Genomic DNA, 17,876 nt, shown 5'->3' on the forward strand with positions numbered 1-17,876 from the left:
GCTTGCCCCAGTAGCACTACGCTGGAACAACTGTCTCGGATCGATGTCATCAGGAAGTAGCGTGAGCGGGGCCATCTCGAGACGCTTGGGCGTTTCGGGAAGCCTGCGCGTTTCGGGAGAACGAGAGAATTCCATCGCGGCCACACCCTCACGTATCGATGTGCGTGCGAATCTTGACGCTAGCGTACGGATGCAGTGACATTGCCGCAGCGGATCGGATTGCACACCATGTGAGAGCTCTTCGCCGCCGCGTATCCGACTCGGCTGGCTCGATGTCGAGTGTCACCTTGAGCGCGGTGCCGCGGGGCCGAGCGGCAGGCACACTCGCCTCAGGTCGTGCAGCCGAAGGTCTGTCGGGCGTATTCCTTTCCTGTCAGATCACGGCATCTGTCAGGAGCCTCTGCCCAGGCCTCTTAAACTGCCGGGCTCTGGCTGACACAACAGGTCAGCATGCCTCTGCCGGTTCTGCGGCTCTCGCCGTGCTGACAGATCGGGCCGTTACGGTTCACGGCACAACAGCACCCTCATCTATCTCCACCCCGGTCGGTCCCACCCTCGGACCCCTGTCGCCGCACCCCGGCGTCTGACGCTCACCCGCCCTCACCGGCCTGGTCGGCCCAGCAGCCCGCGACGACCCCGACGGTCGCACCGCCACCCACGCACCACGCCCAGCCCCTATCAGCCGGCGACCACGCATCCAGTGGCCCGGCCATCTCCGCGTGCCTGCAGCACGCCCACCAGCGAGGAGAACCGTATGGCCAAGAAGACGGCCACCGTCACCACTCTGGCCTCCGTGGCCGTCCCGCCGGCAGTCGTCCGCACCATGATCGTCTGCGTGTCCGGGGAGCTGTCCCAGGTGCTCGAGGGAACCCGGACCCTGCATCGCCACCTCGGCGTGGCGGGCACCAGCTGCGCCCGGTTCTGGGCGTCGCCTGCCCTCTACCCGTGGCAGCGTCGGCAGCTGATCGACCTGCGCAAGACGGCGGCCGGGCCCCGGTACTGCGCCGGAGGGCCCATCCGGCTGCTCGATCTGGCCGGCATGCGGCACGGCGCCTATGTCGGGGCCACCGTGCGCCATGCCCACTGGGCGCGTGTGGTCGCGGGAACGAAGGTCGCCACGGCGTGGCCGGCGTTCCTGCAGAGGCATCTGTCCGACCCGGCGGCCTACCCGATGGACATGGCGACCGCGGAGTTCCACCGGCAGCCGCGGGTGCAGGCGATGCGGATGCACAACGCCGCCACGTACGGTCCGGGCCGGCTCGACGTGGGTGACCTGGAGATGTTCCAGGCTGGTGCCAGCGCGTACGCCAACTTCCACGCCTTGTGGGCGCTGTGTACCGACGCGTTCCTCACCGCCGGTGGTGACCGGCTGCAACCGGCCAGCGCGTACTTCGCTGACCGGATCACCTATCTGGAGCAGGCCGCCCGCCATCTGGATTCCCTCGACGAGGACCAGCGGCTGTTCGCCGTCGACCTGCATGCCTGACTGCACGACCAGCCAGGTCCGCAGCAGCGGCTGCCGCGCGTCCGGCGGCCCGTGATGGCCCCAACCACCTCAACCCGAGTTCCCCAAGTCCTCGAAAGGGTGACCTCGCATGCCCCTGCGACTCTGGTTCGACCTGACGACGGTGCGGCGACTGGCCGACGCCGCGGTTGCCGCCCGCCAGCGGGTCGATCTCGACGGCACCATCGCCGCTGATGTTCCGCCGGCGCTGCACCTGATGCGCGACTGCGGCGGCGACCTCGACGACCGTCTCTACCTCGACGGGAACGTCCAGCCGAGCCCGGCCGCGGACGACGCCGCCGCGGAGCCGTTTCACCGCCCTGCCGGCGGTCGCCGGTTCGTCCACGGCATCACCTGGACCGAATGGCTCGGCGGTCCACCACGCCGGCACGCCTTCATCCAGGCTCGGATCGTCCTCGACGACGGGAGGCTGCTCGACCTGCTCCGCGCCGGCCACGCCGCCGGCTTCGACATGGTCATCATCGGCACCGACCTACGGCCGGTCGTCGCCCGCCGCCGGCCTCGCACCCTGCGGTCCCGCCGGCCGCCCCGGGCTGGGGCCTCGGAACCCGCCGGGCCCGCGTAAGGGCCGCCCTGCACCTCTTCCCGGGGCAGACAGCTGCGGTGATCGCCGGCGTGGCCGGCCTGCCTCCGGATCTCGCCGGGTCTCCCGCTGCCGTCTGTTGACGTCTTCGTCGCGGATTTGAGACCCGCCCGCACTCGCACGACCTGGCCGCTGCCCGGCCGACCCCCGCGCATAAGGCGCACCCCCCGGGCACGGCCGTACGGCCGTGCCCGGGTTCCCACCCCTACCTCGAAGGGAACCCTGATGGATCCGAACCCTGCTTCCGCCGCCCGCACCGCCCCGGTCGGCGGTGTGCGTCGGCTGCGCGTCGCCGTGGTCGGCGGCAGCCTGACCGGCCCCGTGGTCGCCCTGCTGTTGCTGCGGGCCGGCTTCGACGTCACCGTCTACGAGGCCATGCCGGCGTCCGCTCCGCGCGGCGGCGGGCTGATCGGTCTGGAACACACCGCGCTCGACGTGCTCGACCGGCTCGGGATCGCGCAGCGCGAGGTCGTCGCCTACGACTCCGAGACGATCCGGCAGGTCGCGGTCCGCGACCGCCGGCCGCACCAGACTGTTCTGCGCACGTATCCCGGCCGCAACACCACCTGGACGCTGCTGCACCGCGCGTTGACCGCGCGGGTTCCGGCGGGCGTGGTGCGCACGGGGATGCGGGTCACCGGTCTGACCGACGAGGGCAGGCGGCCGGTCCTGACCTTCGCCGACGGCCGCCGTGACCAGGCTGACCTGGTCGTGTTCGCCGACGGACGGTCCTCGATCGGCCGTCGGCTGCTGGACCCGGCGCGGGTGTTGCGCTATGCCGGTTACGTCGCGCACCGCGGTATCGCCGACCGCGCCCCGCAGCCCGGCCTGCACGATTTTGTCCGGTTGGAGCCGTGCCCTGGTGCGCAGTTCAATATCGCGCCGGTGCCGGGCGGCTGCGACTGGACGTTCTACCTCGGCTGCACCGCTGCGCAGTACGAGCGGCGTTTCGGTGCGGAGCCCACCCGGCGGGTGTTCGCCCTGCCCCGGCACATCACCCCGGCCGCCCGCGCCGATGTCGATGAGCACGCCGTGCAGTTGCTGCCGCCGGAGCATGCGGCTGTCGTGGCGGCCACCGCCACCCGGATGGCCGTGCCGGTGCTGGACATCGATCCGCCCACCCGCATGGTGTGGCCGGTCGGTGACGGGCACGCGGTCCTGCTCGGTGACGCTCTCGCGCCGGTGCGCCCGCACACCGCCCGCGGCGCCAACAACGGCATCGAGCAGGCCGCCGGGCTGGCCGTCGCGCTCACCCAGCACCGCCGTCACGACGCCGACCTGCCCGCTGCCCTGCACGGCTGGCAACGCCGACACCTGCCTGCCGCCGTCGCCGCAGTACGGCACGGCCCGGTCATCGGCGCCAAACTCGGCCTCGGCACCCCATAGCCCCACCCACCTCCACCGGGCCGAAGGGCCCACGGAACCCGCCCCTGCGGCATCCAGACCCACGAGCACCCATTCCTCGCCCCCGCTGCCATACCGGCCGGGGGCTTTCTTGTGTCTCCCGATGCGAAAGGACCCGAGCCGATGGCTATCAGAACCACCAGCGTCGTCTACGACGACCTCGACGGATCCACCGACGAGGTCGGCACCTACCAGTTCGCCTTCAACGGCGTGCGGTACGAGATCGACCTGTCCCGCCCCAACTTCGACCGGATGGCCGCCGCCTTCCAGCCCTTCATCGCCGTCGCCCGCCGCCTCCCGAAACCCACCACCACACCAACTCCAAGGAACACCGGTGTCGGCCGCACTGCCGACATCCGACGGTGGTGGGCCACCCACTGGCGCGCCCACCAGCTACCCGAACCGCGCACCCGGGGCGCGATCCCGGCAGCCGTCCGCGACGCCTACGCCGCCGCCCGCTAGCCCGGCCGCACGGGCCGCGACACCACGATCCGCCGACCGCGGTTCGGGGGCGTCGCGGCCCGTAGGTGGGGAGTTCATCCCACACGACTTGATCCGGGCTCGGGTCGAAGCGTGCATGAGTGCACGCCCTCACCCGGGCGCCGTCGTAGGCAGGAAGGAATCCGCATGATCGACAGCACCACGAACGCGTCCACCCTGGAGCGGGTGTTGACCGCGCTCGCCGAGCGTGGCCCGGCTACCGCCGCGAGCATCGCCGCGTCCGTCGGCATCGCCTACCCCACGACCACCCCCAAGCTGCGGGAGCTGGAAGGCGCCGGCTACGCCGAGCGGATCCGCACCGAGCAACGCACCACGCTGTGGCAGGTGACCGACACCGGCGCCACGGCCGCCGCGGCTGTCGCCGGCGGCAGCCGCATCCCGACGCCGCCTGCCCCACCACCCGACGACGACCCCGCCGCAGACGAACCGCCACCGCGCGACGGCGGCCCGCCGGAGCAGGACCCGCAGCCCAAGACCGCCGCACCCGTCGAGGACCACCAGCCTGCCGACCAGCACACCGACGACACGACGGCAGCCCACGACCTGACCAGCATGCCGCCGCAACAGGCGGCAGTTCCGGTCGTGACGGTCGAGCAGACCGACGAGCAGCAGGCAGAGCCCGGATCGGACGCACCGCCCGCGCGAGACAGCCGACCGGCGTCGCCGCCCGAAGGTGCTGCGGCGAGCAGTGATGCCGGCAAGGACCAGCCCGGCGACGATCCGGGCCCCGATGACCGTGCCAGCGCATCGGAGGCCGCCTCACCGGTGCACGTCGCGCAGCCGCCACCGGGGCAGGCGGACCAATCGGCGGACAGCAGGCCGCAGCGCGGCGGCCGCCGGACGTCGGCGCGGCCACGACGCCGCAAGGGCGAGCTACGCGACCAGGTGCAGCAGTTGCTGCGACGTCACCCGGACACCGCCTACAAGATCGCCGAGATCTGCAAGCTGATCAACCAGGCCCACGACGGCGACAACGTCAACAAGGCCAGCGCGGGAGCGGTGGCCAACGCCCTGGACAAGCTCGTCATCGCCGGCACCGTCACGCGACTGGACACCACGGTCGCGACGTACCAGGCCGCGTAGCGGCGCCCTCACCCGTGGCAGCCCGGGGGCGGGCGTTCGACGTTGGCGCGCTGACGCCTGCCCCCGGTGCTCCTTCATGCACAAGGAGCGATAACCAGTGTCTCAGACATTCACCTCTGTCCTCACCGCCGCAGGCGGGCTCCTCGCCGGGCTGACCGTCGCCGGGCTGTGGGCGCTGCGCCTGTGGACCCTGCTGGCCCGCGCCCGGACCCGGGCCCGGACGCTTCACCGGGTCGTGGCGAACGCGCACACCCTGGTTGAGACCCTGCGGGTCGAACGCGACCGGTACCACCGGCAGGCGACCATCGATGACATGACCGGCCTGCCCAACCGGCGTGCGGCGATCCAACGCCTGACGCACGCGGCGGCGACGTGCCGTGAGGTCGGTGTGATCGTTGTTGACCTCGTCGGGTTCAAGTTGGTCAACGACCGGCTCGGGCACCGGGCCGGCAACACCCTGCTGGCCCAGGTCGCCGAACGGCTACGCCGACTGACCCGCACAGACGTGTTCGCCGCCCGGCTCTCCGGCGACGAGTTCACCCTCATCGTCCACGGCGGCGGCGACACCACGGCCGCGGTGGCCGACCGCGCCTGGTCGGAGGTCAGCCAGGTCCCGTTCGTCCTCGACGGCAGGCGCATCGACATCGTCGCCAGCGTCGGCTACACGAGCACCGGTCAGGCCGGCCACGATCCCGAGGCTCTGCTGCACCTGGCCGACATCGCCATGTACTGGGCCAAGTCCCACGGCGGTGTGGTGCACGGCTACGCCGACCACATGGGAGATATCCCGAGCGGCGGCCGCCCCCGCGACTGGCCCACGCCACACGGCCGATGACCACCGCCGGCGACCTGACCCTTCCCGCAAGCCCAGCCCGTCGCGGTCCCGCTGCAGCGGTGCGCCCCACCATCCGGGCCGGAGCCCTGGCATCTGTCACGCCTGGGCCATGGCCTTGGCCGTTCCTGTCTCGGCGACACCTGGAGGCATCCATGAAGATCCGGTCCCTGGTGACGGCCGTCATCGCGGTCGTCGCCGTGTTCGTGCTCTGCGCCGGAGGGCTCGGTGGCCTGCTGACCGGCAGCACCGCCACCGACGCCTGCCTGCCGATCCACCCATCTACCGAACCGGCCGCCCCGGCGGCCACAGTCGGTGCCTGGCCGCGGGTCGGCGAGTGGGACGGTGAGCAGGTCACGAACGCGGCGGCGATCGCCACCACCGGCACCCGGCTCGGTGTCCCGGCCCGCGGCTGGGTCATCGCAGTCGCCACCGCAATGCAGGAAAGCAGCCTGCGGAACCTGCCCGGCGGCGACCGCGACTCCGTCGGCCTGTTCCAGCAACGCCCCAGCCAGGGCTGGGGCACACCGGCGCAACTCCAGGACCCCGCCTACGCCGCCGGCGCGTTCTACGCCACACTGCTCACGGTCAACGGCTGGCAGCGCATGCCGTTGACCGACGCCGCGCAAGCCGTACAGATCAGCGCCTACCCCGACGCCTACGCGGCGTGGGAACACCCGGCGGCGCAGCTGGTCACCGTCATCGCCGCCCACACCCACCTACCGGCGCACGGCATGTCCGGGTGCGGGCCCGTCGGCCCATGGACGCAGCCGGTGCTCTCCCCGGTCGGCTCCGGGTTTCGCAGCCACGAGCGGCCTAGCCACGACGGCGTCGACCTCAGCGTCCCCCGCGGCACGACCATCCGGGCCGCCTCGGCCGGCACCGTCCGCACGGTCCGCTGCAACGCCATCCATCGCGGCACCGGACGTGAGTGGGGCTGCCACCGCGACGGCGACCCCCACCGCACCGCCGGATGCGGCTGGTACGTCGACATCGACCACCCCGGCGGTGTCATGACCCGCTACTGCCACCTGGACAAGCCGCCGATCGTCACTGTGGGGCAGCAGGTCACCGTCGGTGAGCCCATCGGCGTCGTCGGTTCCACCGGCCGTTCCAGCGGCCCCCACCTGCACTACGAGGTGCACGTACGCGGCGACGCCAGCGCTGCCGGCGCGGTCGACCCCGTGCCCTTCATGGCCGGCGTGGGTGCACCCCTCGGCAGCCATAGCGCGGCGGTCGCACCAGCACACCGTCGATCCATCACCGACAGGAGCACGGCATGAACACCACGAACGATGACCCTGTGCACGGCGGCGAGCACGACTGCGAAGCGGCCGGAACACTCGCCTTCGTCGCCACCTACGGCGCACCAGGTGTCGGGCAGGCATGGACCTGCACCACATGCGCGAGGCCCTGGTCGCGGGTCAACGGCGTCTTCTCACCGGCCGACCACGGCGGACACATCCTTCGCCCCGACGACGTCGAGTAGGCGCAGCCGACACCGCGCCACCACCGGGCCGGCACACCCGACCACACCCGCGTACCCCTCGCGAGCTCCGCACACGACCAGGAGACAGAACGATGGTCGACACTCAGCTTGTGCTCAAGTACTGCGGCGTACGGATCGACGCTCACGCGCTCACCGACGCCGTTCCCACCGGCACGGACCAGCCGACTGTGGCCTCGGAACTGCGCGACGTGCTCACCGCGCTCGCCAGCACCGAAACCCACATCACCCGACTCGTCCCGACCCTCCGCGACGCGCTGCGCGACGTCGAGCAGGTCCTCACCGCCGGGCCCGACGACCGGATCCCGGTCATCGACCCCACCGGAGCCCTCCAGGCGCGGGGACCCCGCCTCGACGCACTGATCGGCCGACGGACTGCGCAGATCGAGCACCTGCGCGCCATGACCCGCCTCTGGGTAGCGCAGCACCCCACTGCGCAATCCCGCTGACCTCGACGCCACCCCTTCCCAGGACGGTCACCCGCCGCGCGGAGGAGACCGCCCTGCACCACGCGGTCCACGCCGGCCACCGCCAGGCCCACGCCGCGGCCCCGCGCGTACATCGCGCACGTCGCGCACGTCGCGCCGACTGCCTTACGCACACGCCGAGTTCACCGCCTCCTGACCGGCGGTGCTCACCGGCCTGCGCGGCTTCGGCCCGCACATGGCTGCGCTCTCGATGACCAGCCGCCGCTGAATGATGGCCTCTTTACCAGCGGCTACACCGGCTGCCCGGAGCCCGACACGACGACGCCGCCCCGCCGCCCGTGGGCGCCGCATCTGCCGCTCTCGCGGCACCGTCCGCGCGAGGACAGCGGACCCCAATCCCACGACCGACGGCCACCCGGCCCGCGCCCCCGCGTGGCACCCGGGTGGCCCTCCTAATTTGGAAGGAGCACGCCGCCCATGACACGTCGCCTCTGGTGGCGGGTGGACCAGATCCTCCCCCTGGCCGAACACGCCGCCGCCACCATCGCCCACCACAGGACCCGGCAGCAGTACGCAGCCGGCATGCCCGACCAGGCCGCGCTGATCTGGTCCCACGACGCCGACGGCGACTGGCTCACCTCCAACGGCCTCCCCCACTGGTACGCCGCCGACGGCACCGCCCACCGCGTCCGCGCCGACACCTGGACCCACACCCCCACCGGAGCCACCGGCAACCCGATACCCGCCCAGGACGGGCACGGATTCCTGCCCCTCCGCAGCGGCCACCTCGACGGCCGACGCGACCTCCTCGACCTGCTCCGCTTCGCCCACCAGCAGGGCATGCACTGGTTCGGTCTGCACCCGGACCCCACCTGCGACCACACCAACGACCGCTACCGCATCGCCGACACCCGCGCCGACATCACCCCGCCGCTGGCCACCTGGACCCCCGCGACCGTCACCTGCCGGCAGGTCGGCGACGGCCACTACCGCGCCATGGTCGCCGTCGACTACACCACCTGCGACGGAACTGGTCTGCTGTGCCGCTTCCCCCGCTTCGCCGTGCAACGCATGGCCACCCACCTCAGCGACCTCCACCCCAGCGACATGCCCGGCGAACACCCTCGCCTGCGATTCGACGGCAACCTGGCCATCGTCGAATGGGAGCACGACAACGGCATCGACAGCCGCTGGATTGAGGACGATCGCGTACCCCCGGACGACAACGGCTGCTATGCCGTCGGTGCCTACCAATGGCCGTGGCAGCTCGCCAGGCCGCAAGCACAGCCGTGCGACGCCTAGACCGACCGCTACCCGGTCTCGCGTCCCCTCAAGTCCGCGATCATGAGGGGTCGCCGTACAGGCCCAAGGACAGAGGTCGGTGCGGCCGCAGAGTGCTACACCCCGCCGAAGTCATCGGCAGAACGATGACTGACCTCTCGGCCTAGCGATCCACGTCAAGGGTTTCGGAGGGATACGCGGCTCCAGTGATGCCCTTGACGTGCGGATCGAGATGGGTAGGCGGCTTTAGCGGACGGCATCGGTCGGCTTCGAAAACCTTTGGCCGCGATGCGGCGAGCGACCGCTGTCGTCTAGATGACAATGTCGTTCGTGAAGCCCGCCTACACTGCGGGCGCCGCAAGGCCGTCGACCGATCTGAGGATGCGATGCAAGACCCGGGCCTCTACTTCCCATTCGTGCACATACGTGACGATGATTGGCTTAAGATGGCAGCGCTGTACTGGCCATCTGTACGCCGGCTCGTACCAGCGGATTACAATAAGCAAGATAGCGACACTGCACGGACGTTTTTTGACGCTAGGGTGTTGCTCGATGAAGACCCCGGGCAACTGATGCCGTTTCTTAGTTGGGATCTGGCAACAGCACTGCACAAGAACGCGGATCGACTGATGCGAGACTTCAGCATTGCCAGGGCGCATGCCGATTGGGGCGGCGAACATCAGTTTCAGGGCGGCCCGCACGGAGAGCCGCAACTCGGATGGATCCACGTAACGAAGTTCCCGAGGGACGTTCTCCAACAATTGAGCGATATGGGACTGGCTCAGGTGGGACGGTCCTCAGAACCAGTCTGGGGACACTTCGGACCACCGGCAGACTGGATCGGAGTACACCCGGCGGTCGCTGGCGCCTACATGACGGCCCTCGCCGGCCAGATCAGCAGTACGGCTCGGTTTCAGCCACTCACGGACCAAGTCGATTTGAAGACTGCCACAGCAAGCAGCGATGTCGGGGCCGCGCTAGGTCTCCTTCTGGGTCGACCGGCTGAGGCGGCGGACGGTGCTACCGGGTCTGACGAGGGCGTGGAAACCTATGTAATGCTGGCGTTGCAGTACGCTCGGCCCGCAAATCTTTCGAGCATCTCACCCGACAAGATTCTTCAGTGCCGGGATGACCTAAGCGAGGAGCTCGCCCTATTCCGCGAGCACGTCGCCAGTCAGCGCGAGGAGCTGGCTGGACTGGCCTCAATGCCGATCAAGCGTAGACGTCTTGAGGCCTTTACCGAGCACGTCCAGCACACAGTGGAGATACCTCTACGCAAGCTTGAGAAAGGGCTAGCGCTGCACAGACTAGAGCCCGTTAGGTCGCTCATCGTGGCCGGCTCGTTCGTGCCACCTGCCGCAGTTTCCACCGCCCTTACAATGTCGCCCGAGGCAGCCACGGCGGCGGGGACATTGGCTGCCATAGGTAGCGCATGGTGGCAAGTCAATTGCGTCCGGAAATCAGCCAAGGCCAGCTCACAGGTCGGCTACCTTTTAGACGTGCGCGATCGCTTAACGCCGAAAACCTTAGCCAATCGGGCGCGAAGAATACTCCGCGGCACGTATAGCGGCACCAGACACCGGCCCCAGGGCTCCTGACTCTGACTGTTCTACACGCCGCTGGCCACCAACGGCAGGGTGCCCCGTATCAGCCGAAGACGGTGCCATAGATCCGTCCTGCCGATGCAGGGACGTGGCGTGAGGTCAGCGCGATCAGCTCTCGTGATGGAGCAGAAGCTCCGCGATCTCCTGTACTCGTTCCACCGTGATGCCGTTGCGTTGCTCTACCGCCAGAGGATGGTCGGTCGGCTCGAGGACGATGTGTGGTCGGGTGCCGACCTGCTCAGTATGCACCTTGGTCTTGAGGTTCAGCGTTCCGATCGGATAAGCCGGAAGCTCGGTGGACAGCCAACCGAAGTACGCCGGCTCCTGCTCTCGCCCTGGCGTCGACCAGAGGTCTAGCATCCGGCTGAAGCTCGTTCGGCTCAGCGACACCCAGACGCCCCACTCGAAGTCTGCGTCGGCGTCAAGGACAGGTACGACCAAGCGCGCACGGACGAAGTAGTGCTGTGCGGCAATGATGCATGTCTCGTCCTCGAGCACGCTGCGTTCGTCGCTGCTGAGTTCGTCCCGCCAGTAGGCCGGGGCTGAAGCCCCGTACGAGAACGGCAAGCCTTCATGCCGCCGTCCACAGCTGTGACACACGAACCCCTGGTCGATCACGAACGAGACGGTACCGCCTCGCCCACCCTGCTGACATGGTGCCGACGGCCCGATGTCCCGTCATGCCGCCGACCGTATGCGTCTACGCGGCAACCCCGGACCGTAGCAGCGGAACGAATGGTGGCGGGTTCGCCGGCGTTCATGACCGGAGCGCGCCTAACCAGGTGACGAAGGCGCCCATCCGCTCGGCAGCCCAACGCTCTCGACCGGCGGATCCGTACCAGCGGCCCTCGGCTAGCTCGAGGCGCCAGCGCATCAGCAGGCTGGGCCGATAGGACTCGAGCGCGAAAGCCCACTGCCTCGCGAGTGACTCGGCCTCACTGATCACGCGGTCGATCTCACCCGGCGTGAGTCTCAGCTCAGTGGTGGCGGCAGCGACCACCGCTTGCTGTGCCACAACGCTATGCGCAGGGACGACGTCATCGCCGGACACCACGTTTCCCAGCTCCCGATAGATGATCCGCGATACGTCATCGACTGTGACCCCGGAGTCGGCACGGACATGTCCCATCACCCGCTGAGAGAACAAGCGAATCTCCGCCGGACCGAACCGAGTCTGGCGCAGCCGACCGATCACCACGACGAACGCGCCCTCCAGCACCGCGGCACATGCCGTCGCATCCTGCTCGGCTCGTAGCTGCAGTCGACGCGCTAACGAACGATCCCCGAGCAGCACGGCGTGCAGGAAATGCCCCTGCGGTGTGGTCAGTCCACTGGTCCGCCCGACCGTCACGCCCGAAGCCTACGACCTACCCCGAACGTGAACCTCAACCGCGACGCTGTGTCCTCGTCTGCGCAGGTCAATCGAGCAGGGCGCCGCCGTACCAGTTGCCGGCGAGCGTGAGCTCTGCGGACCTGGTCACCATCTGGCAACTGACCATCCGCTTCAGCAGATGGCCGGACGTCCCGCCAACGAAGCCGCTGCCCGTGGGGTCGTTGCGGCGAAAGGCCGCTGACCTGACCGTCCACCGGATCTGTCTGTCCGCTGTCACCCGGTGGACGACTTGATCTCACCGCAAAGTCGAGCGTCCATCGGTGCGGTCACCGCCGGACCCGACGGTAGGACGGCTCCCAGGCCACGGCGGCACGCCGGTGGTGACCACCCACCGATCCACTCCCCTGAAGGAGACCCGTTCGATGCTGCCCGCCGCTCCCGCCGAGGTGCCGCACGACGTTACGGACGTCCTGCTGTGGCGCATGGCCATGCGCGTCACCGCCGATCACCAACCCGACCCGCACCGCCGCGGCCGGTGCGTCAACCTGCGCTGCGTGCACGAGGTGTACCCGTGTCCACCGTTGCGGGACGCACAGCGGGCACAGGACGTCGCCCGCCGCCCCCGACGGTTCGCGTCCGGACGTGCGCAGGTTCCGGCCGTCGCCGTTGTCGCGCAAACCTTCGTCGGCTGGTTCCGCCCCACGCGCCCCGCCCCTGCGGTGAGCCGGTCCGCGCCGATGCGGCATCCCGTGACGGCTGCCGTACGCCTCGCCGCGTGACGGCCGGGACCTCACCACGTCCATGCCCCGCCTATGAGCGAAGGAGAACCGCATGCCTGCCTTCGACGAATATCTCCGACGGCAGCAGGAGCACATCGACGACGTCGGCTGGTCGGTGACCGCTGTCGTGCCGGAGCCCGGCGACACCGACGCCACGTTCGCCTACACCGTCGGCCTGACCGAACGCCACCTTCCCGAGCTGATCATCGCCGGACTCCATCCGCTGATCGCCCACGAACTGCTCAACGACCTGGCCCACCGCCTACACGGTGGTATGCCGCCACTGGTCCACGACCAACGTCTCGACGACCTCATCGTCGGCTATGACGTAACGATCGTCGACGGGTTGGCCACCGAGGCGCTGCATCCTGGCACGGCCTACGCCCGATACGGCAAGGACCATGTGCGCCTGCGGCAGATCGTGTGGCCGGACAAGCACGGGCGCTTCCCGTGGGACGACGGCTACGCCTACCCGCCACACGTTCAACCACTGCTCGCCCGCCCGTAGCCCAATTACTCGGCCTGGCAGCCGTACACCAGCCCCCATCCGTCGCGGGCCAGCGGGTGCTCGCAATCAACCCGCCCCGCGCGCCCCGCGTGGGGCTTTGTCATGCCCGACACGAGACCACCCATCCCGCCCACCTGTCGCCGCGAGGACGGGCCGCCTGCAGCCAGTGCACGCCGCCACCACGTCCTCGCGAGCTGACGATCCTTCTGGGAGAACACGATGCCTCCATCGCACAGCCCGCTGGTGCGGGTCTGCACCCTGTTCGGCTACGACCTCGACGAAACCGCCCTGCTGGCCGACCCGCGCGTCGCCACCACCGACATCCAGTCCGCTCGACTCTGCGCGGTCCTGATCGAGCACGTCACCAGCATTACCGACGCCCACCTGCGGTACACGATCAGCCAGGACCCCGACGACCTCGACGGCATCGTCGCCGACACCGTCACCGCGATCGGACGGGCGTGGCGGGCCATCGCGATGCTGCTGGCCACCGCGGTCGGTGTCGGGACCGCCCGGCAGCTCACCCCGACCGGCAGCCGCGACGCCGACGGGGAGCCGTGGCGTCCCGCCATGGTCCGGATCTCCGGCACGCACGGCGGCCCGTACCCCTGCCAGATCGGGCCGCCGCGCTGGAACGGCTGGGACAGGCCCCGCTTCACCCGAGACGTGGTCGCGCGCCTGATGGCCGATCTGGACGCGCAGTGGCGCCGCGACGGATCGCTGCCCGACGTTCTGCCCGGACAGCTACTCGCCAGCGGCGACGTGCTCCTGCTGCACGACGCAGGTGTGCGGGAGTTCGTCGGCCCGGACGACGATGACCTGTTCGCTGTCGGTGCCGGCACGTGGAACTGGGAGGAGTGGCCTGACTAGCGCCCTCCACTGACGCGGCCACGGCACCGGTAGCCGCCGGTCCTAACGAACCGCGCAGATCCGCAGCCAGCGCCATCCGATGCCCGTCAGCCGCCACCACACGAACCTGCTGCCCGCACCGGCGTTGCTGAACGAACGGCGCGAGCGGCACCGCTCCCGCGGTATCCGCGGCGCGGTCTGTCGCTGACCGACGCCTCACTCCGGCACCACCACCGGTAGCCAGCCACGCCCCGTATCCGAGGGCCCGTCCGGCGGCGCCGACCCTCTTTCCCGTTTCGGGAGGTGGCCGCGCCGGAGGCGGGGCCACCTCCTGCCCATTCCGACAGGAGGAACACCCATGGACCCTCACCCCGCACCACCGCCCACCAGCCGCGACCAGGACCTGAGCACCGCGGCGGGTGACGGTAGTCGTGTCCCCGCCGCACCGACCGGCGGCGTCGGAGGACCAGCGATGACGACACCGACAGCGAGCACACCCACGACCGGCGGGTCGGCCACGAGCAGCGGCATCAACGCGGTCAGCGGGCTACCGCGACTGCGCGCCGGGGAGTTGCAGAACCAGGTCCTCGCCGTCCTGGCCCACGCCAGCAGCGCGATGGACGTCGGTGACATCGCCGCGGTACTGGTCGGCCGGTCCTCCGGCGCGATCGGTCAGGCCTGCGACCGGCTCACCGAACGCGGCCACGCCGACCTGCTGCCCGGCTCACCCAAGCGATACCGCATCACCCCGGCCGGGACGGCCGCACACCGAACGAACCCGACCCCCATACCGCCAGCGCAGCCGGCTCGACCGGCCTCCGCCACCGCACCGGCAACCCCCACCCCACCACCGCCGTCGACCACCAGCGCCGCCCGCCCGGCCACCACAACCCGTCCGACGGCGGCGCCGGTGGGGCCGCGTAAGCCGACCAGCGGGCCGGTGCGGCGCCCGAACGGGCAGCTGTACTACCCGCGGCTGCTGGCCAAACGCCCCGACGTCGACGTGCTGCGCGACCTACGCGACGCCGACGTGCCCGTGCTGCTGTACGGGCCACCCGGCACCGGCAAGACCTCCCTGATCGAGGCCGCGTTCGGCACCGACCTGTACACGGTGCCCGGCGACGGCGACACCACCGTCGGCGACATCGTCGGGGACTACGTGCCCACCGACAGCGGCGGCTACGAGTTCGTGCCCGGCCCGCTACCGCGGGCGATGGAAGCCGGCGGGGTGCTGTTCATCGACGACGCCACCCTGATCCAGCCGAAGGTCCTCGCCGTGGTCTACCCGGCCATGGACGGCCGCCGGCAGATCATCCTCAAGGCCGCCGCCGGCCGGGTCGTCACCGCCGCCCCCGGCTTCTACATCGTCGCCGGCCACAACCCCGGCGTGCACGGCGCCGTGCTCACCGAAGCCCTCGCCTCCCGGTTTGCCACCCAGGTCAAGGTGTCCTCCGACTACGACCTGGCCGCCGCGCTCGGCGTCGACTCCCGGATGGTGCGCGCCGCCCGCAACCTCGCCACCCAGTACGACAGCGGCGAAATCGGCTGGGCACCCCAGCTACGGGAACTGCTCGCCTTCAAACGGATCACCGACGTGCTCGGCATCGACACCGCCACCGCGAACCTGATCGGCCTCGCCCCGGTCGAGGACCGCGACGTCGTCCACAAAGCCGTCGGACAAGCCTTCGCCAAAGCCAAGATCCTGCCGCTGGCCCTCGGCAACCAGCTCTAAATCCCACGAATCTAGGAGGGCAGCACCATGTCCCTGTCGCAGCACCTCAACGCCGACCCCGACGCCACGTCCACCCCGCTGCCGGCAGACCACGCCTGGCTGCACCTGTCCGCCGCGCTCAGCGCCCACATCCCCCCGATCGCCGGCCGCGAGGACCTGCTCGTCGTCATCGAACCCGGCGCCGGCGGCGGCGCACCCGCCTGCTTCATCCGCGAACAAGCCACCATCGAAATCGACGGCACCTACCTCGGCGTCGACCCCCGCCACGTGGACCCCCACGACCCCGACGCCCGCGAACAGTACCCAGTCGCGTGGGGGCTGCTCGTGCATGAGGCCGCGCACTCCCAGCACACCCGCTGGGCCTTCGGGTCCGGACCCGCCCGGGTAGCCGAAGCCACCGCGCTGCTGGAGGAATCCCGCATCGAGGCCGCGCAACTACGACGCCGGCCCGGCGACCGCCGCTGGCTACGCGCCGCCGTCACCAAGATCCTGCTCGACGACATCCCCACCACCGACGACCCGTGGGCGGCCGCCGCCAGCGCCGCGCTCGTCCTCGGCCGCGTCGACGCCGGTGTCCTCGACCCCGACGAAGCCGACCAGCTCCGTAAGGCGGTCACCCGGATCTTGCGCCCGGCCCTGCTCGGCACCCTCACCCGGCTCTGGCAAGAAGCCCACCAGGTGCCCGACGACGACACCGACGCCATGCTCGCCCTCGGCCGCCGCTGGTGCCACGCCCTGGGCATCGACCCCGACACCACCCCAACCACCCCCAGCCAAGCGGGGCAGGGCAGCCCAGGACAGGGCGGGGGTGGTGGTTCCTCCGGTGGCGGTGTGCTGCGCAACGCCGCGACCAGCGTCGTCGGTGCCGTGGCCCGCCACGACGCCGAAGCCGCCCACGCCGCCGCGGCCGCCGCCGCCCGCGCCCAGCAACGCGCCGCGCAGCGCCAAGCCGAAGCCCACCAGCGCACACGATCCCAGGACGCGGCCGCCACCGTCTTCGGCACAAACACAGGCACCGGCGGTGCAGGCGGCGCCAGTAGCAACAGGTCCCCGCTGGTGCGCACACGGCCACCCACGCCGCGGACCCGACCACCCGACAACGACGAACGTGCCGCCGCCCGACACCTCGCCCGCACCCTGCGACAAGCCGCCCACCGGGAACCGACCGACACCGTCATCACCTCGACCACACCACCAGGTCGGCTCGTCACCCGCGCCGCGCTCACCGCCGACGCCCAGCGCGCCGCCGGACAGCTGCCCGCCTCCGAGCCGTGGCGGCGCACCGAACGCCGCCGCACACCCCAGCCACCGATCCACGTCGGCATCGTCGCCGACGTCTCCCCGTCCGTAGACGCGTTCGCCGGACCGATCGCCTCCGCGGCATGGATCACCGCACAAGCCACCGCCTGGGCCGGTGGTACCAGCGCCACCGTCACCTTCGGCCAGTACGTCACCGCCGTCACCCACCCCGGCCAGCCACCGGCAAAGGTCCGCCTGTTCGCCCGGGAAGGCCACACCCAAGGCTTCCCCCTCGCCGTCGACGCTCTCGACGCCGCCCTCGGACTGTCCGACCCACGCGCCGGAGCACGGCTACTCGTCGTGGTCAGCGACGGCGAGTTCACCAGCAGCGAACTGATCGACGGCCAGGCACGCCTGGACCGACTCGTCCGCGCCGGCTGCGGACTGCTCTGGCTCGGCCCACCCGACTCCCGACCACTCGCCGGCGCCCACGCCACCGTCCTCGGCAACCCCGCCGACGCCGGACGACTCATCGCCCGTGCCGCCGCCACCGCGCTCCGCAACACCTGACCACCGCATGGGTCGTCGCCCCCCGCCCTTTGCTCTCCCCGGGTGGGCGGCGACGACCCGTCTATGTGAGTGTGCTCCGACCGGGGGCGCCACCCCGCGCGCCTACCCCCCACAGCAA

The 17,876-nt window shown here is 70.5% G+C and carries 18 protein-coding genes; 16 read left to right on the top strand and 2 right to left on the bottom strand.

From position 1 onward, the window contains the following. Positions 1 to 754 precede the first annotated feature (754 nt). From V5O40_RS23410 to V5O40_RS27990, 11 genes are all read left to right on the top strand, one after another. A complete protein-coding gene (locus V5O40_RS23410; protein ID WP_332907455.1) occupies positions 755 to 1,486 on the top strand; it encodes a hypothetical protein in 732 nt (243 codons plus the stop codon). A gap of 109 nt (positions 1,487 to 1,595) precedes the next feature. Further along, positions 1,596 to 2,090: a hypothetical protein gene (locus V5O40_RS23415; RefSeq protein ID WP_332907456.1), complete on the top strand. Its 495-nt coding sequence runs from the start codon at positions 1,596 to 1,598 to the stop codon at positions 2,088 to 2,090. A 243-nt stretch (positions 2,091 to 2,333) separates the two neighbouring features. Next, a complete protein-coding gene (locus tag V5O40_RS23420) occupies positions 2,334 to 3,494 on the top strand; it encodes an FAD-dependent monooxygenase (RefSeq protein ID WP_332907457.1) in 1,161 nt (386 codons plus the stop codon). A 141-nt stretch (positions 3,495 to 3,635) separates the two neighbouring features. After that, positions 3,636 to 3,974 carry an Lsr2 dimerization domain-containing protein gene (locus V5O40_RS23425; protein ID WP_332907458.1) on the top strand — a complete coding sequence of 113 codons (339 nt, stop codon included), beginning with the start codon at positions 3,636 to 3,638 and terminating at the stop codon, positions 3,972 to 3,974. Between the two features lie 165 nt (positions 3,975 to 4,139). Next, positions 4,140 to 5,096 carry a MarR family transcriptional regulator gene (locus V5O40_RS23430; RefSeq protein WP_332907459.1) on the top strand — a complete coding sequence of 319 codons (957 nt, stop codon included), beginning with the start codon at positions 4,140 to 4,142 and terminating at the stop codon, positions 5,094 to 5,096. Positions 5,097 to 5,193: 97 nt separating this feature from the next. Then, a complete protein-coding gene (locus V5O40_RS23435) occupies positions 5,194 to 5,931 on the top strand; it encodes a GGDEF domain-containing protein (RefSeq protein ID WP_332907460.1) in 738 nt (245 codons plus the stop codon). Between the two features lie 152 nt (positions 5,932 to 6,083). Further along, positions 6,084 to 7,211 (top strand): peptidoglycan DD-metalloendopeptidase family protein, encoded by a 1,128-nt coding sequence (locus V5O40_RS23440; protein ID WP_332907461.1) that lies wholly within the window; start codon positions 6,084 to 6,086, stop codon positions 7,209 to 7,211. Next, the gene (locus tag V5O40_RS23445; protein ID WP_332907462.1) at positions 7,208 to 7,417 is read left to right on the top strand and encodes a hypothetical protein; all 210 of its coding nucleotides are present in this window, start codon (positions 7,208 to 7,210) and stop codon (positions 7,415 to 7,417) included. The genes V5O40_RS23440 and V5O40_RS23445 overlap by 4 nt, the downstream gene beginning before the upstream one ends. Before the next feature lie 92 nt (positions 7,418 to 7,509). After that, the gene (locus V5O40_RS23450) at positions 7,510 to 7,884 is read left to right on the top strand and encodes a hypothetical protein (protein WP_332907463.1); all 375 of its coding nucleotides are present in this window, start codon (positions 7,510 to 7,512) and stop codon (positions 7,882 to 7,884) included. A 456-nt stretch (positions 7,885 to 8,340) separates the two neighbouring features. Then, on the top strand, positions 8,341 to 9,165 hold the full coding sequence (locus V5O40_RS23455) for a hypothetical protein (RefSeq protein ID WP_332907464.1): 825 nt from the start codon (positions 8,341 to 8,343) through the stop codon (positions 9,163 to 9,165). 749 nt (positions 9,166 to 9,914) lie between these two features. Then, positions 9,915 to 10,742, top strand: coding sequence for a DUF6236 family protein (locus V5O40_RS27990; RefSeq protein ID WP_408631935.1), 828 nt, complete (start codon positions 9,915 to 9,917; stop codon positions 10,740 to 10,742). 114 nt (positions 10,743 to 10,856) lie between these two features. Here V5O40_RS27990 and V5O40_RS23460 read toward each other — a convergent pair whose 3' ends face one another. Both V5O40_RS23460 and V5O40_RS23465 read right to left on the bottom strand, forming a co-directional pair. Further along, positions 10,857 to 11,366, bottom strand: a complete 510-nt coding sequence (locus V5O40_RS23460) for a DUF2199 domain-containing protein (protein ID WP_332907465.1) — start codon at positions 11,364 to 11,366, stop codon at positions 10,857 to 10,859. Between the two features lie 139 nt (positions 11,367 to 11,505). After that, entirely contained in the window at positions 11,506 to 12,099 is a 594-nt protein-coding gene (locus V5O40_RS23465) for a hypothetical protein (protein WP_332907466.1), read from the bottom strand. 404 nt (positions 12,100 to 12,503) lie between these two features. Here V5O40_RS23465 and V5O40_RS23470 point away from each other — a divergent pair, with 404 nt between their 5' ends. The 5 genes from V5O40_RS23470 (at position 12,504) to V5O40_RS23490 (ending at position 17,758) form a co-directional block, all read left to right on the top strand. Next, a complete protein-coding gene (locus V5O40_RS23470; RefSeq protein ID WP_210941283.1) occupies positions 12,504 to 12,860 on the top strand; it encodes a hypothetical protein in 357 nt (118 codons plus the stop codon). Positions 12,861 to 12,912: 52 nt separating this feature from the next. Beyond that, the gene (locus V5O40_RS23475; protein WP_332907467.1) at positions 12,913 to 13,368 is read left to right on the top strand and encodes a DUF4262 domain-containing protein; all 456 of its coding nucleotides are present in this window, start codon (positions 12,913 to 12,915) and stop codon (positions 13,366 to 13,368) included. A gap of 219 nt (positions 13,369 to 13,587) precedes the next feature. After that, on the top strand, positions 13,588 to 14,238 hold the full coding sequence (locus V5O40_RS23480; RefSeq protein WP_332907468.1) for a hypothetical protein: 651 nt from the start codon (positions 13,588 to 13,590) through the stop codon (positions 14,236 to 14,238). 451 nt (positions 14,239 to 14,689) lie between these two features. Continuing rightward, positions 14,690 to 15,949 (top strand): AAA family ATPase, encoded by a 1,260-nt coding sequence (locus V5O40_RS23485; protein WP_332907469.1) that lies wholly within the window; start codon positions 14,690 to 14,692, stop codon positions 15,947 to 15,949. 27 nt (positions 15,950 to 15,976) lie between these two features. Then, a complete protein-coding gene (locus V5O40_RS23490; RefSeq protein WP_332907470.1) occupies positions 15,977 to 17,758 on the top strand; it encodes a hypothetical protein in 1,782 nt (593 codons plus the stop codon). Positions 17,759 to 17,876: the final 118 nt, after the last annotated feature.

The organism is Micromonospora palythoicola (genome assembly GCF_036689795.1).
Taxonomy (GTDB): domain Bacteria; phylum Actinomycetota; class Actinomycetes; order Mycobacteriales; family Micromonosporaceae; genus Micromonospora; species Micromonospora palythoicola.